At 56.9% G+C, this 19,531-nt stretch carries 27 protein-coding genes and 1 pseudogene; 23 read left to right on the top strand and 5 right to left on the bottom strand.

All coding sequences use genetic code 11. The features are described from left to right. Nucleotides 1-111: 111 nt before the first annotated feature. Nucleotides 112-951 carry a UTP--glucose-1-phosphate uridylyltransferase GalU gene (gene galU / locus KGB23_RS03810; protein WP_008155104.1) on the bottom strand — a complete coding sequence of 280 codons (840 nt, stop codon included), beginning with the start codon at nucleotides 949-951 and terminating at the stop codon, nucleotides 112-114. Nucleotides 952-1,209: 258 nt separating this feature from the next. Here galU and KGB23_RS03815 point away from each other — a divergent pair, with 258 nt between their 5' ends. Both KGB23_RS03815 and KGB23_RS03820 read left to right on the top strand, forming a co-directional pair. Next, nucleotides 1,210-1,401, top strand: a complete 192-nt coding sequence (locus tag KGB23_RS03815; RefSeq protein ID WP_223429932.1) for a hypothetical protein — start codon at nucleotides 1,210-1,212, stop codon at nucleotides 1,399-1,401. Nucleotides 1,402-1,539: 138 nt separating this feature from the next. Beyond that, on the top strand, nucleotides 1,540-1,821 hold the full coding sequence (locus KGB23_RS03820) for a hypothetical protein (RefSeq protein WP_223429933.1): 282 nt from the start codon (nucleotides 1,540-1,542) through the stop codon (nucleotides 1,819-1,821). Between the two features lie 11 nt (nucleotides 1,822-1,832). Here KGB23_RS03820 and KGB23_RS03825 read toward each other — a convergent pair whose 3' ends face one another. Together KGB23_RS03825 and KGB23_RS03830 are read right to left on the bottom strand one after the other, a co-directional pair. After that, nucleotides 1,833-2,063 (bottom strand): hypothetical protein, encoded by a 231-nt coding sequence (locus tag KGB23_RS03825; RefSeq protein ID WP_008155098.1) that lies wholly within the window; start codon nucleotides 2,061-2,063, stop codon nucleotides 1,833-1,835. Between the two features lie 72 nt (nucleotides 2,064-2,135). Continuing rightward, nucleotides 2,136-2,492: a hypothetical protein gene (locus KGB23_RS03830; protein WP_223429934.1), complete on the bottom strand. Its 357-nt coding sequence runs from the start codon at nucleotides 2,490-2,492 to the stop codon at nucleotides 2,136-2,138. Between the two features lie 212 nt (nucleotides 2,493-2,704). On the opposite strand from KGB23_RS03830, the gene KGB23_RS03835 reads away from it, so the two are divergent. The 6 genes from KGB23_RS03835 to ada all read left to right on the top strand — a co-directional run bounded on the left by KGB23_RS03835 (nucleotide 2,705) and on the right by ada (nucleotide 6,378). Next, nucleotides 2,705-3,007, top strand: coding sequence for a DUF1883 domain-containing protein (locus KGB23_RS03835; protein WP_024164534.1), 303 nt, complete (start codon nucleotides 2,705-2,707; stop codon nucleotides 3,005-3,007). A 29-nt stretch (nucleotides 3,008-3,036) separates the two neighbouring features. Continuing rightward, the gene (locus tag KGB23_RS03840; RefSeq protein WP_156400794.1) at nucleotides 3,037-3,213 is read left to right on the top strand and encodes a hypothetical protein; all 177 of its coding nucleotides are present in this window, start codon (nucleotides 3,037-3,039) and stop codon (nucleotides 3,211-3,213) included. Nucleotides 3,214-3,339: 126 nt separating this feature from the next. Then, a complete protein-coding gene (locus tag KGB23_RS03845; protein WP_223429935.1) occupies nucleotides 3,340-3,846 on the top strand; it encodes a methylated-DNA--[protein]-cysteine S-methyltransferase in 507 nt (168 codons plus the stop codon). Continuing rightward, entirely contained in the window at nucleotides 3,843-4,547 is a 705-nt protein-coding gene (locus KGB23_RS03850) for a 2OG-Fe(II) oxygenase (RefSeq protein WP_223429936.1), read from the top strand. The genes KGB23_RS03845 and KGB23_RS03850 overlap by 4 nt, the downstream gene beginning before the upstream one ends. Beyond that, nucleotides 4,537-5,217 (top strand): DNA oxidative demethylase AlkB, encoded by a 681-nt coding sequence (alkB, locus tag KGB23_RS03855; RefSeq protein WP_223429937.1) that lies wholly within the window; start codon nucleotides 4,537-4,539, stop codon nucleotides 5,215-5,217. Before KGB23_RS03850 ends, alkB begins: the two co-directional genes overlap by 11 nt. Before the next feature lie 87 nt (nucleotides 5,218-5,304). Beyond that, the gene (ada, locus tag KGB23_RS03860; RefSeq protein ID WP_223430092.1) at nucleotides 5,305-6,378 is read left to right on the top strand and encodes a bifunctional DNA-binding transcriptional regulator/O6-methylguanine-DNA methyltransferase Ada; all 1,074 of its coding nucleotides are present in this window, start codon (nucleotides 5,305-5,307) and stop codon (nucleotides 6,376-6,378) included. Here ada and KGB23_RS03865 read toward each other — a convergent pair. Together KGB23_RS03865 and KGB23_RS03870 are read right to left on the bottom strand one after the other, a co-directional pair. Next, nucleotides 6,342-6,830 (bottom strand): GyrI-like domain-containing protein, encoded by a 489-nt coding sequence (locus KGB23_RS03865; protein WP_223429938.1) that lies wholly within the window; start codon nucleotides 6,828-6,830, stop codon nucleotides 6,342-6,344. The genes ada and KGB23_RS03865 overlap by 37 nt on opposite strands. Nucleotides 6,831-6,882: 52 nt before the next feature. Next, nucleotides 6,883-7,866: an MDR family oxidoreductase gene (locus tag KGB23_RS03870; protein ID WP_223429939.1), complete on the bottom strand. Its 984-nt coding sequence runs from the start codon at nucleotides 7,864-7,866 to the stop codon at nucleotides 6,883-6,885. Between the two features lie 189 nt (nucleotides 7,867-8,055). Here KGB23_RS03870 and KGB23_RS03875 point away from each other — a divergent pair, with 189 nt between their 5' ends. The 15 genes and pseudogenes from KGB23_RS03875 to KGB23_RS03945 all read left to right on the top strand — a co-directional run bounded on the left by KGB23_RS03875 (nucleotide 8,056) and on the right by KGB23_RS03945 (nucleotide 19,524). Then, a complete protein-coding gene (locus KGB23_RS03875) occupies nucleotides 8,056-9,120 on the top strand; it encodes an NAD(P)H-dependent flavin oxidoreductase (RefSeq protein WP_223429940.1) in 1,065 nt (354 codons plus the stop codon). A gap of 251 nt (nucleotides 9,121-9,371) precedes the next feature. Next, nucleotides 9,372-10,139, top strand: a complete 768-nt coding sequence (modA, locus tag KGB23_RS03880; RefSeq protein ID WP_223429941.1) for a molybdate ABC transporter substrate-binding protein — start codon at nucleotides 9,372-9,374, stop codon at nucleotides 10,137-10,139. Continuing rightward, on the top strand, nucleotides 10,140-10,820 hold the full coding sequence (modB, locus tag KGB23_RS03885; protein ID WP_223429942.1) for a molybdate ABC transporter permease subunit: 681 nt from the start codon (nucleotides 10,140-10,142) through the stop codon (nucleotides 10,818-10,820). A 3-nt stretch (nucleotides 10,821-10,823) separates the two neighbouring features. Beyond that, nucleotides 10,824-11,903 (top strand): molybdenum ABC transporter ATP-binding protein, encoded by a 1,080-nt coding sequence (gene modC, locus KGB23_RS03890; protein WP_223429943.1) that lies wholly within the window; start codon nucleotides 10,824-10,826, stop codon nucleotides 11,901-11,903. Between the two features lie 75 nt (nucleotides 11,904-11,978). Next, nucleotides 11,979-13,019 carry a DNA topoisomerase IB gene (locus tag KGB23_RS03895; protein ID WP_223429944.1) on the top strand — a complete coding sequence of 347 codons (1,041 nt, stop codon included), beginning with the start codon at nucleotides 11,979-11,981 and terminating at the stop codon, nucleotides 13,017-13,019. A 72-nt stretch (nucleotides 13,020-13,091) separates the two neighbouring features. After that, nucleotides 13,092-13,313, top strand: coding sequence for a hypothetical protein (locus tag KGB23_RS03900; RefSeq protein ID WP_046047413.1), 222 nt, complete (start codon nucleotides 13,092-13,094; stop codon nucleotides 13,311-13,313). 127 nt (nucleotides 13,314-13,440) lie between these two features. Continuing rightward, on the top strand, nucleotides 13,441-13,671 hold the full coding sequence (locus tag KGB23_RS03905) for a hypothetical protein (protein WP_010460746.1): 231 nt from the start codon (nucleotides 13,441-13,443) through the stop codon (nucleotides 13,669-13,671). 311 nt (nucleotides 13,672-13,982) lie between these two features. Further along, nucleotides 13,983-14,267 (top strand): hypothetical protein, encoded by a 285-nt coding sequence (locus KGB23_RS03910; protein ID WP_223429945.1) that lies wholly within the window; start codon nucleotides 13,983-13,985, stop codon nucleotides 14,265-14,267. 108 nt (nucleotides 14,268-14,375) lie between these two features. Beyond that, nucleotides 14,376-14,492, top strand: a pseudogene (locus KGB23_RS03915) (NmrA family transcriptional regulator); the annotation flags it as partial. 159 nt (nucleotides 14,493-14,651) lie between these two features. Beyond that, nucleotides 14,652-14,861, top strand: coding sequence for a hypothetical protein (locus tag KGB23_RS03920; protein ID WP_150655842.1), 210 nt, complete (start codon nucleotides 14,652-14,654; stop codon nucleotides 14,859-14,861). Nucleotides 14,862-15,751: 890 nt separating this feature from the next. Continuing rightward, nucleotides 15,752-16,237: a hypothetical protein gene (locus KGB23_RS03925; RefSeq protein ID WP_223429946.1), complete on the top strand. Its 486-nt coding sequence runs from the start codon at nucleotides 15,752-15,754 to the stop codon at nucleotides 16,235-16,237. A gap of 453 nt (nucleotides 16,238-16,690) precedes the next feature. Further along, entirely contained in the window at nucleotides 16,691-16,846 is a 156-nt protein-coding gene (locus tag KGB23_RS03930; protein WP_223429947.1) for a hypothetical protein, read from the top strand. Between the two features lie 394 nt (nucleotides 16,847-17,240). Beyond that, entirely contained in the window at nucleotides 17,241-17,960 is a 720-nt protein-coding gene (locus KGB23_RS03935) for a hypothetical protein (protein WP_223429948.1), read from the top strand. A gap of 531 nt (nucleotides 17,961-18,491) precedes the next feature. Beyond that, nucleotides 18,492-18,701, top strand: a complete 210-nt coding sequence (locus KGB23_RS03940) for a hypothetical protein (RefSeq protein ID WP_223429949.1) — start codon at nucleotides 18,492-18,494, stop codon at nucleotides 18,699-18,701. Between the two features lie 94 nt (nucleotides 18,702-18,795). Continuing rightward, nucleotides 18,796-19,524 carry a hypothetical protein gene (locus KGB23_RS03945; protein WP_223429950.1) on the top strand — a complete coding sequence of 243 codons (729 nt, stop codon included), beginning with the start codon at nucleotides 18,796-18,798 and terminating at the stop codon, nucleotides 19,522-19,524. Nucleotides 19,525-19,531 lie beyond the last annotated feature (7 nt).

The raw sequence follows: 19,531 nt of genomic DNA on the forward strand, positions 1-19,531 counted from the left end.
CCACAAGCATACCCGCAGACGTCCGCTGGGCAAGCGCTGCAAACGATATGGGGACGGAAAATGAAAAAGCCACCCGAAGGTGGCTTTTCAATACAAGTGGGTCAAAGGCTATCAGTAAGCCTTGCCAGTCTTGTAGAAGTTCTCGAAGCAGAAGTTGGTGGCCTCGATGTAGCCTTCAGCGCCACCGCAGTCAAAACGCTTGCCCTTGAACTTGTAGGCAATCACGCAACCGTTTTTCGCCTGCTTCATCAGGGCGTCGGTGATTTGAATCTCGCCGCCTTTGCCTGGCTCGGTTTGTTTGATCAGCTCGAAAATATCCGGCGTCAGGATGTAACGACCGATGATCGCCAGGTTCGACGGTGCGTCTTCCGGGGCTGGTTTTTCGACCATGTTGCGAACGCGGTACAAATCATCAGCGATCAGCTCGCCGGCGATCACGCCGTACTTGTTGGTTTCCTGCGGATCCACTTCCTGGATCGCAACGATGGTGCAGCGATACTGCTCGTACAGCTTGACCATCTGGGTCAGGACGCCGTCACCTTCGAGGTTGACGCACAAGTCGTCCGCCAGCACTACCGCGAACGGTTCGTCACCGATCAGTGGGCGGCCAGTCAGGATCGCGTGGCCCAAGCCTTTCATTTCGGTCTGACGGGTGTAGGAGAACGAGCACTCGTCCAACAGTTTACGGATGCCGACCAGGTATTTTTCCTTGTCGGTGCCTTTGATCTGGTTTTCCAGCTCGTAGCTGATGTCGAAGTGGTCTTCCAGAGCGCGTTTGCCGCGACCGGTAACGATGGAGATTTCGGTCAACCCAGCGTCCAGTGCTTCTTCGACGCCGTACTGGATCAGTGGCTTGTTTACCACCGGCAGCATTTCTTTGGGCATGGCTTTAGTCGCTGGCAGGAAGCGAGTACCGTAACCGGCTGCTGGGAACAAGCATTTCTTGATCATAAAAGTCCTTGATAGGGCTGTGTGTACGAGTTTCGGCGCAGTCTAATCAGGCGGCACGCACCTTACAATGCCCCGCACTGGCTAACCGATGCCATCATAGAGAAATATTCTCGCGGATAGTTCCCGAGATAGCTCCGCAGCCTTTATAGATAGCACAGACAACCAGATCTGCACGGCCTCGAATCCTACACCATCAGCACCCATTGAGCGCATTTGGCGCTATCATTGCGCGATTGAACCAGTCAACGAGGCAGATAGATGTCGGAAGCAAAAAGTGTCAACGGGTTCCTGATCAATCAGGCGAAAGACGGCCAGTGGTGGATATTCAACTTCGGCGGCGGCGAGGAGATCGCCGGTCCTTTCCCGACCGAAGCGAAGGCGATTGAAGTGGCATCCGTATTGGAGCTCGAACACCCAGCCCCGAAGCGTCGCGGCAAGGACAAGTCCTGAGAAGCACCCGACTCGACCCAAGCCCTGCTCGCGCAGGGCTTTTTTGTGATTGCCTGCAACCAAGTGGCCATTCGCTATAACCTTTTGATGCCAGCGCTGTCACAGGCTCAGCCCCTTCATCCTGACGACGACAACGACATGAATAAATTTTTGCCCCTGATCGCGGCACTGGCCCTGAGCGGCTGCGCCACTTCCGAAACGACCTACCTGAACAGCGGCGAGCAAGGCTTGGCGATCGACTGCTCCGGGGAAGCTAATTCCTGGGCCACCTGCTACGAAAAAGCCGATGCCTCTTGCGCCGGCACCGGCTATCGGATCGTCGGTACCGACGGAACACCTTCGACCAAGGAAAGCGACAAGACCCTGGGTGTCGACGTCGGCAACTACAAGAACCGCAACGTCGTGGTGGTCTGCAAGTAAGGCGCCCTGCCCTACATGTGAATTTCGGCGAACTTGATCCCGAGGCCGCGCACCGTCTCGATCAATTCATCGAGGCTACTGAAGGATTCGACTTCATCGTTTTCATCCACCAGAAAGTAACTGCGCCCGGCGCTTTTCTTGAAAAACACGATCCATTCTCCCGGATTCGCCGGATTCTGAATCACGTGAGTGGCAGAGATGTGACCCTCTGCATGGCGCTCCCGTACCTGCTCTCGCTTCATGCTCGACTCCAGAAATGACAATGCCGCCAAAGCGCTGCTTTGGCGGCATCGGTGCTGACGGGCGACAGTCTATCAGCCGGAAATGCATGCAGTAGCGGCATCGCGTACATCCATGGGGCGCAACGGCACATTGGAGATACGCTCATGCAACTTGATGCTGCTGCCAGTGGAGCGGTCTTCGATATCAAATACCGCGGCCGGCCCCGAGGAGAACTTCTGCGGCACGATGACTCGCATACCGTCCTTGTGCGGCTCGACTTGCAGGGCTCCCCGGCTGCTGGCCAGTTTTTCGGTCAGGCATTGCGCGTACTCATGAGGCTTCTTGCCTGAAATCACGCTCATGGTCGGCAGCGACTCATTGATCTCCGAGACACTCGCACAACCACTCATCGCTATCGCCATAGGCAGGACCAGTACACCCCACTTCATACAACACCTCCGATAAAGACACTCCGACAGTACAAATGCTGTTTTTCTCCGAGGCTTGCTGCGTTTATCGCTCATAGAATTCCGTATAACTGTTTTTAATTGTCAAAGCAGACCTCGACGACCGGATAATAACCCGTTCGGGCTGATAAACTGCGCCAATCGCACATGCTATCGTTTTGATTTTGTAGAAAAAGCCCTTCTGGAGGCGCCTCATGAAATTTATCCACCAGCGCGAGCACCTCAACGAAGACGACATCGTCGTCATTCAATGCTCCCAAACATGCAATATCCGCTTGATGAACGACGCCAATTTCCGCAGCTTCAAGAATGGCGGCCGCCACACTTACCATGGTGGAGCATTCGACACTTTCCCGGCCCGAATTACTGCACCGAGCACCGGCTTCTGGAACATCACCATCGACACGGTCAACCGCCGGCCGATCAGCGTGACTCGCAAACCGACCCTGACTCACACCATCAAGATCATCCGCCGCTCCAGCACGAAACTGAGCTGAGTGACACCCAAACACCAAGACAAGCAGGTATGACCGTGGCCCAAACGACCAAGTACGTCATCAAATACAAACTCAATGGTGAGCGTCGCTTCGAATTTGCCCAGCTTGAAAACGGCACCGAAGAAGAAGCCAAGGCCGCGCTGGACGCTCTTCATGGTTCGAGCGACGACGTCATCAGCGAAATAAGCGTCAGCAAAGCGCTGTAACGGGATCTGGAGCGACAACATGGATGTCTGCTCCTGCCTCTGGAATTCAACCGCAAGTGCCGGAGTGTTAACGAAGTCCCCTCTCCCTAGACTGGCCACCTCAACCTTTGGTTAAGGAGTCAGAACATGTCTACTTCCTCGATTCGCTTCATCAGTGGCACTTCCAGCCTTGGCGTCTTGCTGCTCGCATTCAGCGCCGAGGGTTTGTGTGCGCTGCTGATCGGTGATGACCTGGCAACGCTGGAGCGCGATCTTTCGCAACGCTTCCCCGGCCAACAAGCACCGCAGCGCGATGAGGGCTTGATTCCTGCGCTGGAGCAAACCCTGCGCCACCTCGAAGACCCGCGCACCACCCTGGATTTGCCGCTGGATCTGACGGGCAGCGTGTTTCAACGGCGAGTCTGGGATGCCCTGCGGCAAATACCGGTGGGTGAAACGGCCAGCTATCTGGATATCGCGCGACAACTGGGGCAACCCACGGCTTTTCGGGCGGTGGCCAATGCCTGCGGAGCGAACCCGCTGGCTGTGATCGTGCCGTGCCATCGGGTGCTGCGTCAGGATGGCAGCCTCGGCGGCTACCGTTGGGGGCTGGAGCGCAAACGGCAGCTGCTGGAGCGTGAGGCACAGCGATGAGCGAGCGTTCTCTCGATGGACTGGACTGGGTCATGCTGGAACAGCAACTCGATCAGGATGGCTGCGCGATCATCAGGTCGCTTTTAAGCCACGAGGCGTGCAATGAAATCAGCGCTCTGTATGCCAGTCCCGAACCGTTTCGCTCGCAAGTGATCATGGCTCGTCACGGCTTTGGTCGTGGCGAGTACAAATACTTCAGGTACCCGCTGCCGGATATCGTCGCCCGTTTGCGCAGTGCGCTTTACCCCAGACTGGTGCCGATAGCCAATCGCTGGTACGAGCACATGGACCTGTCGACACGTTTCCCGGAAACCCATGAGGCGTTCCTCGAACGCTGTCATGCCGCCGGTCAGGAACGCCCGACGCCGTTGTTGCTGCAATATGGACCGCAGGACTACAACTGCTTGCATCAGGACCTGTACGGCGAACACGTCTTCCCGCTGCAAGTGGCGATTCTGCTGTCAGAGCCGGACGACGATTTCACCGGTGGCGAGTTCGTGCTGACGGAACAGCGCCCACGGATGCAGTCGCGCCCTCAGGTCATCGGCCTGAAGAAAGGTGACGGGCTGATCTTTGCCGTCAACCAACGACCGGTCAAAGGCGTTCGTGGCTATTACCGAGTCACCCTGCGCCACGGCGTGAGTCGCCTGCACAGTGGAAAACGGCATACCCTTGGAATCATCTTTCACGATGCGTTATGACCCCATGAACCCGATCACCTTCGACTTGTTTGCCGACGCGGAACCCGAGCAGCAACCCAGGCTCGATCGTATCGGCGAACAGTCCTGCGTCCTCAGAGGTTTTGCCCTGCCCTGGCTGGATCAGTTGCTGCCCGCCCTGGACGCGGTTTTGGCGGCGGCACCGTTTCGGCAGATGATCACGCCCGGGGGCTTTACCATGTCGGTCGCCTTGAGCAGTTGCGGCGTGCTGGGCTGGACCACCGACCGCAGCGGTTATCGCTATACCCGCCATGATCCGCAGACCGGTCAACCCTGGCCGAAAATGCCCGAGGTGTTTTTCGAACTGGCACAAGCGGCGGCGCGGGAAGCGGGGTTTGCGGATTTCGTGCCTGATTCCTGCCTGATCAACCGTTATGTTCCCGGAGCCAAGATGTCGTTGCACCAGGACAAAGACGAAGTTTCCTACGCAGCGCCCATTGTTTCAGTGTCCCTGGGATTGCCGGCGATGTTCCTGTTCGGCGGCTTCGAGCGTAGCGATAAAAGCCAACGAGTGCCGCTGTTGCATGGCGACATTGTGGTCTGGGGCGGCGTGGATCGCTTGCGCTATCACGGGGTCTTGCCGATCAAGGACGGCCAACACCCGCGACTGGGCGAGCAACGGATCAATTTCACCTTTCGTACCGCCGGATGAAGCCTTCGAATTCGACCGCAAGACCCGGGGTGCAGCGACCCCGTCGGCTGGTTAATCTGCATGAAACGGATCAACGGACATGAAGCCATGACAAGCCATTCGACAAAGATCGCCACCGAGAACGATCCTCGCTGGGCCGCCGTCGTCGCGCGTGATCCCCGGGCAGACGGACAGTTTGTGTATGCGGTGAAAACCACCGGCATTTACTGCCGCCCCAGCAGCTTGGCGCGCTTGCCGAAACCGCAGAACGTCGAATTCTTCGACACGGCCGAGCAGGCCCAGGCGGCGGGTTATCGCCCCAGCAAGCGGGCCGCGAAGGATCAAAGCGACATCGCCGCGCAACATGCTGCGACGGTGGCGGCCGCTTGCCGCCAGATCGAAACCGCGGAGAGTCTGCCTGTCCTGAGCGAGCTGGCCTCTGCTGCGGGCCTGAGTAGCTTTCACTTCCATCGGGTGTTCAAAGCGGTTACCGGTCTGACGCCCAAGGGTTACGCCACAGCTCATCGTTCACGCAGGGTCCGTGAGCGTCTCACGGACGGAGACTCGGTGACCGACGCGCTGTATGACGCCGGCTTCAACTCCAACAGCCGTTTCTATGAAGCCGCCGATCAACTATTGGGCATGAAACCCGGTGATTACCGCGCCGCCGGTCAGAACAACGACATTCGTTTTGCCGTCGGCCAGTGCTCCCTTGGGGCGATTCTGGTGGCGCAGAGTGAGCGCGGTGTTTGCGCGATCCTGTTGGGCGATGACCCGCACCAACTGGTCTGCGATCTGCAGGACAAGTTTCGACGTGCGAATCTGATTGGCGCCGATCACACGTTCGAGCAACTGATCGCCAAGGTTGTAGGTTTTATCGAAGCGCCAGCCCTGGGCCTGGACTTGCCGCTTGATGTTCGTGGCACCGCTTTTCAAGAACGGGTCTGGCAAGCCCTGCGGGAGATTCCCGTCGGTTGCACCGCCAGCTACGCCGATATCGCTCAGCGAATCGGCGCGCCAAAAGCGATGCGCGCCGTGGCTCAAGCCTGCGGCGCGAACAACCTGGCGGTGGCGATTCCGTGCCACCGCGTGGTGCGCAGCGACGGCAACCTCTCGGGCTATCGCTGGGGTGTGGAACGCAAGCGTCAGTTGCTTGAACGCGAAAACCCGTCTGAGTCCTGAATGCCGATATAGACCGACACTGAATCCGGGCTGGTATAGACCTCGAAGTCGGTGGCGAACGTGCGGCAAACCTGCGGGTTGTCCTTAAAGTAGGCCCAGATCAGGCCCCAAGTCTGAATGACGCTGTCCGGCATCGCCCCTTTGGCGCTGAACACCAGGTAATCGCCTCCCTCCACCTGAATCTGCGGAAAGTCCTCGGAGGGCGCGGTGACCGCCACCCCCGCGGTCACATCGAAGTGGCCCGAAGCGTCGGACTCGTAGTTGGAGTAGACGCCGTACATGAAGGAATCCGGCTGTTTGTGGGGGATCTTGTCGAAGATGTCCTCAACGAAAAATTGTTCCCACATCGGGCCGATGCGCGCAGTGTCTGGTTGCTGCTCTGCGGCATTACAGGTGCGCACTTGCAGGCCCGAGACGATAAAGGGCCGCACTTCACGCTGCTTTACATCCATGGTCGATAGTCCTTGTCTCTGTCGTTTGTCTGTTTGATTGGCGGTGAGACAGTCAACGATTGACGTCGACCACCACCCGCCCACGCAATTGACCGGCGAGCAATCGCGGTGCAGCCTCGATCACTTCGCTCAAGCCGATTTCGTGGCTGATCAGCGGCAGCAAGGTGAAGTCCAGATCCTTGGCCAGACGATTCCAGGCCAGTATCCGCTTGGCTTTGGGCTGAGTCACGCTGTTGATCCCGGCCAGGGTCACACCGCGCAAAATGAACGGTGCGACTGAAGCCGGGAAGTCCATGCCTTGCGCCAGGCCACACGCGGCGACAGTGCCGTTGGCCTTCGTGCTGGCACAGGCGTTGGCCAGGGTGTGGCTGCCGACCGAGTCGATGACCGCCGCCCAACGCTCCTTGGCCAAGGGTTTGCCCGGCTCGGACAACGTGGCGCGGTCGATGATTTCGCTGGCGCCGAGTTGCTTGAGGTAATCGTGTTCGGAGGTTCGGCCAGTGGACGCGACCACCCGATAGCCCAGCTTGTTCAACAGTGCGATGGCGAAACTGCCTACACCGCCATTGGCGCCGGTGACCAATACGTCGCCCTGCTCGGGCGTCACGCCGTTATGTTCCAACGCCAGGATGCTCAGCATCGCCGTGTAACCCGCCGTGCCGATGGCCATCGCTTGCGCCGTGGTGAATGCCTTGGGCAGCGGAATCAGCCAGTCGCCATTCAAGCGAGCCTTCTGCGCGAGTCCACCCCAATGCCCTTCGCCAACACCCCAGCCATTGAGTACGACCTGATCACCGACCTTGTAGTCCGGATGCCCACTGACTTCGACAGTACCTGCCAGATCGATCCCCGGCACCATCGGGAATTTTCGCACCACCGGGCTGCTGCCGGTAATCGCCAGGCCATCCTTGAAGTTCAGCGTGCTGTACGCCACACGCACCGTCACATCGCCCTCGGGCAGTTGATCGTCATTGATCTCTTGCAGTGTGGCCCGGTAACCGCTGTCGTCTTTGTCGATCAAAATGCCTTGGAACATTGCTGCCTCCAGATGGAATCACTCAGTTGTCGTGCAGTTGAAATAACACATAGCAACATTTCACCGTACTCGACTTTAAGCCAAGAATGGCACACGAACTGAAAACTCGACTGGCCTTGTATCAGTCATTGCTGATACAAAAACGGTCCTACCGTCCCTGCCCTGTTATGACGTCGGAGAACCCTTCAAATGAGCAAATGGCCAGACACCCGCATTCTTGATCTGCTTGGCATTGAGCTGCCGATCATCCAGGCGCCCATGGCCGGCGCGACCGGTTCGGCCATGGTTATCGCAGCCAGCAACGCCGGCGGCCTGGGCTCGATGCCGGCCGCCATGTTGAGCATCGATCAGTTGCGTGAGGAGCTGAAAACGATTCGGCAACACACTCAGCGCCCGATTAACGTCAACTACTTCTGCCATCAGACTCCCGCCGCCGATGAGCAGCGCGCTCAAGACTGGAAGAATCTGCTGGAGCCCTACTACCGGGAACTTGGCGTGGACTTCGACGCGCCGACGCCGGTGTCCAATCGAGTACCGTTCGATAGCGCGGCCTGCGAAGTGATTGAAGAGTTTCGCCCCGAAGTCGTGAGTTTTCACTTCGGCCTGCCGGAAAAGTCCCTGCTGGATCGCGTGAAAGCCACTGGGGCGAAAGTGCTCTCCTCGGCCACCACCGTCGAAGAGGCGATCTGGCTCGAACAACAGGGTTGTGACGCGATCATCGCCATGGGGTACGAAGCCGGTGGCCATCGGGGCATGTTTCTCAGTGATGATCTGAGCAGCCAGGTGGGCCTCTTTGCGCTGGTGCCGCAGATCGTCGATGCGGTGAAAGTACCGGTGATTGCTGCCGGCGGGATTGCCGATGCACGAGGCGTCGCGGCGGCTTTCCTGTTGGGGGCTTCGGCGGTGCAAGTGGGCACGGCGTACTTGTTCACGCCAGAGGCCAAGGTCAGCGCTTCTCATCACAAGGCGTTGCGCACGGCCAAGGAAAGTGAGACAGCCGTCACTAACATTTTCACCGGACGCCCGGCGCGCGGCATTCTCAATCGGGTGATGCGCGAACTCGGGCCGATGAGCGCCAAAGCACCGGCCTTCCCGCTGGCGGGTGGTGCGCTGATGCCATTGCGGGCCAAGGGGGAAGCGGATTTCAGCAATCTCTGGGCGGGGCAGGCATTCACGCTCGGCGTTGAAATGACCACGAGTGAACTGACCCGGCGTTTGGCTGAGGAAGGATTGGCCAAGTTGGTTCGTCGGTAACGCACGTCCGTGTAGCAGCTGCCGAAGGCTGCGTTCGGCCGCGAAGCGGTCGTGAAACCAGACACCGCGGTCTTTCAGGCTAACCGTGGCAGCTGGATTTACGACTGCTGCGCAGCCGAACGCAGCCTTCGGCAGCTGCTACAGGGTCATGCGTGGTCTCAACAACGCGCATTCAGCACATTCCGTTTGCAGGCATTTCGCTATATATTCCGCTATATAGCGTTTACCAATTGCCTCAACGGAGCCGTTTCATGACCATTCGTGCCTCACGTTTTGCCCCCACCTGCCTGGCAACCCTGCTGGCAGTGTTCGCTTTCGGGTCCACCCAGGCGGATGAAGTCCAGGTTGCCGTCGCCGCCAACTTCACTGCACCGATTCAGGCGATCGCCGCCGATTTCGAAAAAGACACCGGGCATAAACTGGTCACTTCCTTTGGTGCAACCGGCCAGTTCTATACCCAGATCAAGAACGGCGCACCGTTCGAAGTGTTCCTCTCTGCGGACGACACCACCCCGCAAAAACTCGAAACCGAAGGCGACACGATCAAGGGCTCGCGCTTCACCTACGCCGTCGGCACCCTGGCGCTGTGGTCGGCGAAAGAAGGTTACGTCGATGCCAAAGGCAAAGTGTTGAGCGACAACCAGTATCAGCACCTGTCCATCGCCAACCCGAAAGCGGCGCCTTACGGCCTGGCCGCTACTCAGGTACTGGCCAAGTTGGGCCTGACCGACAAGGTCAAAGCCAAGATCGTTGAAGGCCAGAACATCACCCAGGCCTATCAATTCGTCTCCACCGGCAACGCCGAACTGGGTTTTGTAGCCTTGTCGCAGATCTACAAAGACGGCAAAGTCACCGGCGGCTCGGCCTGGATCGTTCCAGCCGACATGCACGACCCGATCAAACAAGATGCGGTAATTCTCAACAAGGGCAAGGACAACCCGGCTGCCAAGGCGCTGGTTGAGTACCTCAAAGGCCCGAAAGCAGCCGCAATTATCAAATCCTACGGTTACCAACTCTAAATGACGCTATCGAGTGCCGACTTTTCCGCCATCTGGCTGACCCTGAAACTGGCGTCGCTGACGACGGTTATCCTGCTGGTCATCGGCACTCCGATTGCGTTATGGCTGTCGCGCACCCGCTCGTGGTTGCGCGGCCCGGTCGGGGCGGTCGTCGCCCTGCCCCTGGTGCTGCCGCCGACGGTGATTGGCTTTTATCTGTTGCTGGCGCTCGGCCCTAACGGGTTTATCGGCCAGTTCACCCAATCACTGGGACTTGGCACCCTCACGTTCAGTTTTGCGGGGTTAGTGATCGGCTCGGTGCTCTACTCGATGCCGTTCGTGGTCCAGCCACTGCAAAATGCTTTTTCTGCCATCGGCACTCGCCCATTGGAAGTGGCCGCGACCTTACGCGCCAATCCCTGGGACACTTTTTTCAGCGTGATCCTGCCGCTGGCCCGCCCCGGTTTCATCACCGCTGCCATTCTCGGTTTCGCCCACACCGTGGGTGAATTCGGCGTGGTGCTGATGATCGGCGGCAATATTCCCGACAAGACCCGCGTGGTCTCGGTGCAGATCTACGATCACGTCGAAGCCATGGAATACGCCCAGGCCCATTGGCTGGCCGGGGCAATGCTGGTGTTCTCCTTTATTGTGTTGCTGGCGCTTTACTCCAGCCGTAAAACCAAAGCGGGCTGGAGCTGATCGATGATTCATACGCGTCTGAAACTGAAGTATTCAGGGTTCGCCCTGGAAGTGGATCTGCAATTGCCCGGCCGCGGAGTCACTGCGCTTTACGGTCATTCCGGTTCGGGCAAGACCACCTGCCTGCGCTGCATTGCTGGCCTGGAGAAGGCCGAACAGGGCTTCATCCAGGTCAACGACGAAGTCTGGCAGGACAGCGACAAGAAAATTTTCGTGCCGCCACACAAACGTGCGCTGGGTTACGTCTTCCAGGAAGCCAGCCTGTTTCCCCATCTGTCGGTGCTGGCCAATCTGCAGTTCGGCCTCAAGCGCATCCCTCGCCCCCAGCGACGGGTCGACATGGCTCACGCGACCGAACTGCTCGGGATCGGCCATTTGCTGGATCGCCATCCGCAGCACCTTTCCGGCGGTGAACGGCAGCGGGTCGGCATCGCCCGCGCCCTGCTCACCAGCCCGAAACTGTTGCTGATGGACGAGCCGCTGGCGGCATTGGATAGCCAACGCAAAAACGAAATCCTGCCTTACCTGCAACGACTGCACGATGAACTGGATATCCCGGTGCTGTACGTCAGCCACTCACAGGATGAAGTCGCGCGGTTGGCCGATCACCTCGTTCTGCTCAGCAATGGCAAGGCGCTGGCCAGTGGCGCTATTGGCGAAACGCTGGCCCGTCTCGACCTGCCCCTGGCACTGGGCGACGACGCCGGCGTGGTGATCGAGGGCCACGTCAGTGCCTATGACGCCGACTATCAGTTGCTGACCCTGCAACTGCCGAACACGACCCTGAACATTCGCGTGGCTCACTCACCGATGACCCCGGGTCAGGCGCTGCGCTGTAAGGTTCAGGCGCGAGATGTCAGCCTGAGCCTGCAAAGCGTCGAGCAAAGCAGCATCCTCAATCGCCTGCCGGTCACCGTGATCAGTGAATTGGGCGCCGACAACGCCGCCCACGTGCTGATTCGTCTGGACGCTGGCGGCACACCGCTGCTGGCGCGGATCACCCGCTACTCCCGGGACCAATTGGGCGTGCACCCCGGCCAGCAGCTCTGGGCACAGATCAAGGCGGTGGCGGTGCTGGCATAAATCCGCTGGCACGACTGCAACGGCGTGCGGTCAATGGCTGTAACGGCCCCTGCTCCCTCGCCAAGGACTACCGTCATGCCCGATATCGCGCTGCCCGATGTGCTGCCATCCGACCTGCATTACGTCGATGACACCCAGCCCGGTATCACCCGCAAGAAACTGCGCGGCAAGTTCTGCTATTACGACCCCGCAGGTCAACGCATCACCGATCAAGACGAAATCAAACGCATCAATGCCCTCGCCGTGCCCCCGGCCTACACCGATGTGTGGATCTGCGCAGACCCGCGCGGCCATCTGCAAGCGACCGGTCGTGATGCCCGAGGTCGAAAGCAGTACCGTTATCACCCACGCTGGCGAGAATTGCGCGATGCTGACAAGTACTCACGTTTGCGGGACTTTGGGTTGGCGCTGCCAAAACTGCGCAAACAGCTTGAAGCACTGCTGGCGGCTCCCGGCTTCAGTCGCGACAAAGTCATGGCCACGGTCATCACCTTGCTTGATGCGACGCTGATCCGGGTCGGCAACCCCCAGTACGCTCGGGACAACCGATCCTACGGCCTGACCACCCTGCGCAACCGTCACGTCGAGGTCAACGGCAATGCGATCCTGTTCCAGTTCCGTGGCAAGAGCGGCGTCGAGCACCAGATCACCGTGAAAGACCGACGCCTGGCGCGGATCATCAAACGTTGCCTGGATATTCCCGGGCAAAACCTGTTTCAGTACCTGGATGAAAACGGTGAGCGACACACCGTCAGCTCCTCCGACGTAAACGCCTACCTGCAAACCCTCACCGGTGCCGACTTCACTGCCAAGGATTACCGCACCTGGGCCGGCAGCGCATTGGCGTTGGCAGTTTTGCGGGAACTGCAGTGGGAGCCCGAGTCGGATGCCAAACGGCATGTGGTGGAGATGGTCAAGAACGTTGCCAAACAACTGGGCAATACTCCGGCCGTCTGTCGCAAGTGCTACATCCACCCGGCGGTGCTCGATGGTTTTCTTTTGGGGACGTTGGCTGAGCTGCCCAGGCCACGAGCGCGTAAAGGGCTCCGGGCAGAGGAAGTCGGGCTGGCAGTGTTTTTGGAGAAGATGATCGCAACCGTTGAAGCGACGAACTGACCTGTCTATTTTTTGCACGATCGCAAATGGCTTCTATAGTTGTTGTGAACCTGAATTAGCTGTGGTGACGCCATGGAAGACATTTTCGTTGTGAAGCGTTGCAACAAGATCATCATCTATGGCCGCCGAGCCGGAGATACCAACCATCCACCACCCGATGCCGCCGTCTGGTATCGCATCGCCGATACTCGAACCCGTGGCTTCATCGGTGACGGTTTCGACCATGAAGAAGACGCCCGGCGTGAATGCCGGCAGCTCAATGCCAGGTCGCAAGTGACGGTCCGAGAAGGCTGATGCCACCTGCCTTTCACGGGTCTATACTGAAAAAAGCTGAAGGATTAGCGACCCCATCGGCAGACAGCTCGCTCCCCCGCGGGCTTTTTGCTGCCAGTTAAAGGTTTCTTGAACGGAGGTGTTTGCCATGTCCGAAAAAGAGTCCATCACCACCCTGCTCACCCTGCTCGACTCCCGTCAGGCTCGCCTGGCAGCGGCATGCAAGGAAATCGCCGACTGGGTCGATCATCAAGGCGGGCACCCGACGGCCCTCCGAATCCGTGATCGGCTGAACGACATCGAGAAAGACGCGCCACTGATTCGCAATACGCTGTCGTCGCTCAAACCTGTCGACCCGCCCCTGCCGCGGTTCAGATGATTCTGATCTGGACACCCTCAAGGAGACGGCCTGATTCAGGACGCATAAACGGCGACCTTATCGTCACCGGGTGCGTCCTTGCCTGAGCGCTTCCTGCTACATCCCCAACCCAGCCTGGCGCTGGGCTTTTTTATGGCTGCGCCGTCTGTTTCACACTGCGTTCACATCCCAGGCTCTAGATTTACCGGACTCCTTTGATGAATCCCCCCTGGCCCGCCCGCATGCAGGCCTTTTTTTTGCCCATTACGCAGGCAACGAACGTCACCGTACGCTGGAGGTCAAACGATCACACGTCACGAAGGAGGCGTCTGATGGTTACTCACTTCAAAGTCGGCGGGCATCTGGCCTGCGGTCACAAAGGCAGCAAACTCGTATCAACCAGTGAACTTACCCGGGTGAAATGCAGAAGCTGCCGAAACACCGACGCGTTCAAGGATGCGCGCAAAGAACAGCGCAACGCTGCACGCCGCGCCGCACGCAAAGCCAAAGTTACGCATACAGCCAATGACTGGCGCGCGGCCTGGATCGAACGGCTCACCGCCATGGAAGGACTGCAACGATTGCCTCGTGGTTTTACCGGTCAGCCTTTCGTTTAGCTGACAGCGTCGGCGGCTGAATCGAATTCACTCGATCCGGCCGCTGGCGCCATGATTTCCAGCAACGACATGCGTTTGAAGGCCTCGACCAGACCACGCCTCTCCTCGGGTGGCAATACACCGGTTGCCGATGGCGTACAGCTTGCGCTGGGGCGGCCGGCGCGGGACTTTTCCGACTATGTGCGGCGCACGGCTGCTATGGGCGTCTGGGCAAATGAGGGATGAAATCGAGTATTGCATTCCATCACAAACCCAATAATGGCACCAGTGAAGTGCCCCCAGCATCCTGCCATTTTTTGGCGGCAAACAGATTTCTCGACTAGGGTTCTATCGAATCGAAATGGCGCCGGCTGCGCTGGCGGGCCTTGATCAAGGAGGAGACAGATGACACCTATTCGTATTGCTGAGAAAACTTATCGCACTTGGTCCAGCCCTATCTTGCTTGAACTCAAGGAAAGAGAGCATCAGCTCGATCCGGCAGCCCGCCAGGCCCTTCAAAATGTCTTGGTAGAGAGAAGGCTCGTCGATACCGGCAACCCTTCTGGCGAAGATCGACGCGGCGCTAATTCAGGGGCTAGCGGTCGGGATCAATAGCCGTGGTCAACTAAAAATAACGGACCAGAAACAAACAAGGGTTTGCATCAGCTTTCGCTCGCAAACCCTTGATTTAAGATGGTGCCGAAGCCGGAATCGAACCGGCACGCCCTTACGAGCGGGGGATTTTAAGTCCCAAGGGAAAATCAATCAGACTGCGCCTTTCAATAGGTTTTCCGGGTCGCAATCAGGTTCGGAAGAATGCCATGCAGCCCAATGTTTCCGCATACCTGCAAAAGATTGCGGCCCGGAAAAACCTATGATTTAGGTTCATAAATAATCGCTCAGCGCGAGATGAGAGAAACAAAGGTATGCCGATTCTGCATATCTCTACGCGCGCAAGCGATTGCACTAGACCCCTAGCACCCCATGCACGCAGTACCCCTGTAAGACCTTGTGAAATGGCCGTTTTTACTGGCGCTCGCTGCAATCGAATGTCCACAAGTGCTTACACGTGCGTGAGAGAGTCACGCAAATGTCACGCACGCCTTTTTGGCCCATCCCAGCGTTTTGCCGACCGAATATATCCCCTCCCTCAATAGCCCCGCACCACCACAAGCGGCACTGAGGTAACCGTCGACTTCCTCGGCAGTAGGAGCGGTTCCCTGCGCGAACCGGTCAGCTATGCTCGACCGAGAATGGCCTGAATTGGTTAGTGGGTAGAGAAGCGCTGATTGGCAGACTACGCTACGACTATTGCCGGTACTGAGAGAGTAAATTTGGTTCTCCGGCGACAGTGCATAAATCCCTTCTCCGGTCATCGGAGCGTCGCAACTCCCAACCTAGTCAGGGATAGACGAGAAGTAGGGAATGCAATCCACCGCACACGTAAAGTCATCACGCGAGCTGGTATCAAATTATGAACATCCGGACGCAAGGAGATCGATTGCATGCTTACAGAAGAACAGCATCGGCTATGGAACAGGGCTCTAGACCTTGAGAAGCAAATTTCCGACAGAAAACGAGAGGCCTTTTCTAAGCTAAAAACCTCCTTCCGTTCGATCAAGCAAAAAAACTTCGGAAATCTGGCACGGGCGGGTCGCGAAGGCAAACTGCCGAAGGATGTAGCTGCGGCAGTTGCGGAATACGATGGCCCCATCACCCAAATGGTTGAGGAGGCCAAACACTGCCGTCAGAAAAAAGACTGGCTGATCCAACAGCAGCTTGAATCGGATACTCGGCCACTGTTGAACCCCGCCCTTGACCCCATTCCTCCAGGACCCTATCCAAAGCTGAAGGACTGTAAGATCTATCCGCTACGACAATGCTGCGACTATGGCGAGAATGAACAGGCACGTTGGAACAGGTGCGAGTACATGAATCGGATTAGATCGTCCCCGGATCCTAAAGCCTTGCGATGTACGGCGCCAGACTGATGATACAAGAATGCCACGAATAGTTGCTCCTGGCTGATCTCTGCCAAGTACCGCTCCTGCCTACTTGCACTTGCACTTGCACTTGCACTTGCACTTGCACTTGCACTTGCACTTGCACTTGCACTTGCACTTGCACTTGCACTTGCACCCCATGCTGGGGCCTTTAGCCACCTAAGCATCTGTTTTAAAAGGATAACAGGGCTTTCCTATGGTGGCAAAACATCCGCTTTTTTGTGCCTATGCAAACGGAAAACCGGGACCTGCAGCGGTGGTTTTGCGCAGTCGAGCGGCAGGCCGCGACGATTCATGATGATCTTCAATCAGCGTCTTAGCGCAGTGAAATCTTACGATTTATTTTTTCAGATCGGAGTGAAGATTCCGTAAAAGTGTGCCGATTAGTCAGTTGAGTACAAGCTGCACAAAAGCCGTGCAGCGCTCACGAACGGAGTATTCATGACTACTATCGCTTTTCTCCTGGCACTTACGGCTGTCTGGTACGTCTTCGGGCTTTCGGTGCCGCGCAACAAGCGCGGCCTCACAGACGCCATCTGCAAGATTCTCTTGGGCTGCAGCTTGATCGCCATCGCAATCAATCTCTTCAGTTTCTGATTTGATAGCAAGCCGGGGGATTGCCCTAGGCCTGCTAGTACTGCAGCGGTACGCGAAACATCGGGGCTTTGCATTTCTGCGCTGGAACAGAATTACACGGCGATTCTAAAGGGGTAAGGCAAAGTACTCAGGGCCAATAAAACCGGGCACCTCCTGACGTTGGAATACCCGGTTTACACCCTGATTACACGGTCATTGGTACAAAAATTGGTACAAGAACTACTCCCTGCGCTGGCGTTCAGCCGAGCAGCGTCGGGAGAGTTGACTGGCTTAAGGCGGGCCGGAAGCTACCTTGCTGCCCTGTATTGTGATATCAATTCGTGTTATCAGAGCTTTTATCACGGAGAACCATCCGTAGATATTTTTTTAGAACAAAAAAATGACGGACTTTTTCATGCAAAATGGCAATCCAGCTGCACGACTTTTAGATGTCCTAAATGAGACCCTTGCCGTACAAAAAAACATATCCACCCGTCAAGCTTGGGGGCAAGTACTAAAGTCCAGAGATAATCAAGCATTAATGTACGATCGCCTAGCGAAACTAATGTTGCTATCTGAAGAAACCAGCGAATTAGTGAATAGCCTATTCCCCAGACAATTAAGAGCCACTACCGCTTGGAAAACCGCGTTAGATACAGCTTTTACTAGTCAAAACATGCACGCTACAATTGATTCATTTCAGAATCATATAACCAACACAGCGATTGACCATTTAACGTCTGCTGTAGACTTAATCGACCTTAAAAACCCAACCATACTTAACGCAAATGATATCGCAGACTTTACCCAGAAACTGAATGATTTAATTTCTGAGGTGCTTAACGGGGAGTTTGAAGATAAGGTTCAAGAGTATCTCGTAAGATCCCTTCGAAAAGTGATTATTGCTCTCGATGAATATCGATTGAGCGGCTCAATCCCTGTAACAACATCGATAGAATCAATGCTAGGGCATAGCTTCTTTGATAGAGATTACGGAAACGCACTGAATGAAACTGAAACCGGTTCGAAAATATTAACTATCCTTGGAGGAATAGCTGACGCCGTGACGGTTGCGACTCCAATTGCTCCATTATTATTTTCAGAAACGGTTAAAAAAATGCTCGGCGTTTTCTAAGTTCCTCCTTTTCAAAATAAATATCACGAAATCAATCAAGGCCTTTTAGCTAAAGGCCTTGCGTTCCTCCAGGCGCCCTGTCGAACGAACATACCCCCAACCTCGCAACGAGCAATCGAAGATAGGCACGACATTTAATTATGACGTCTCCACGGGTTTCAGCGGGGGACTGGCCTTTGATTTCAAAGGCCCAGCCCCAAGAATTCCCCGCTGCACTCCGTCATTCCCCGACAAATTGGCCCAAGAATTGGCCCAGCCATCTACGGCTTCCTGCCGGACGAAAGTCCATCGTAAGGTCACACCTCAGTACTGCAGCAGTACTAACGGAAAAGGCCTACAGGTCACGTATTTCAAAGGTATGCACTGGCAACTGTCTAAAACACCAACCCGACTTGAGCGCCTTTCGGCCCAATGAAAGCGAGCAAGGTCGACGTAGTTTTAGACAGCGTTTCACCACTTCTCCGGCGTCCTGCCGACCGAATCAAAATTCCCGTGTGACTGCTACGCTTTCCTCTTCCACGGAGGAACATCATGCCCAATTCTGACCTGCTCCCTTCCCTGCTCTACAAGATAAACGAAAACCAACTCGCCCTCGAAGCAGCCATTATGGAGCTGACCAACTGGGTCAAGCAGCGAGGCGGCGCAGAAGTCGCCGACAACGTGCGCGGCGCCTTGGACACCATCGACAAGAACGAGGAGTTCATCAAGCTTACGCTCGCGGTTCTGATGACCCCGGAGTGACTTGGAGCGACAGCTCGTCGCCTCACCCTCGCCACGATAGCCGCGCCTCGATTACTGTACATGTAACCAGTATTTGTACAGCGAACCCGTTCCCATGAATTTCGACCAGGCTAAAGCGCTGAGACTTCAGCAGTGGCGCTCGACCCTCGACGACCACGACTTTCGAATGCAGAACCCCGAGGCCCACCGACAGCCCCTTCACGAAATGAGTTCTGCCCTTATGACCGAGGGGTTGATCGATGAACTCCAGCAGTTCGACCTGAACGAGATGGCGAACGCTGCCTACTGGCACGCCGTGGAGGAATTGCAGACCGCATCGGGCCGCTACTGCGGCGCCTCTGCCTACGACGTTGTGCAACGGGGCAATGGCGAGCTATTAGGTCGCATCGGACAGTCAATTTTCTATGCCGCAAGGACGCTTGCCGACAGCGCACGATCCTCATACGACGGGAAGATTTACCGCGACGCCACGGGAGCGAACCTTGTGTTCAACCCGTCCGGAGTAGTTGCGAGAATTACCGGGCTTGTACTGACGCTCCCGGATGGGCAGCAATACGACCTTGTCGAAACCGGGCGAACACTCGAGGGGATCGCCCGTGAGCCGATTGAGGATCCGGACCTCTACCGTGCGCTGGTGGATGCCGCCCAGCTTGCCCAGGAGTGCCGCGACCTGCGTGCTTTCGAAAGAGTGCGACCCCGTGTCGATCTGGCTAGGTTCCACACCTGCCCCGCTTGCCTTGATCGTTTTGACCAGCGTGAAGATTGCCAGACATGCGCTGGCAAAGGGTTTGTAACGAAGCCTTCACCCGCTGGTCTACCCTGAATGCACA

The organism is Pseudomonas sp. GL-B-26, from assembly GCF_019947405.1.
GTDB lineage: Bacteria > Pseudomonadota > Gammaproteobacteria > Pseudomonadales > Pseudomonadaceae > Aquipseudomonas.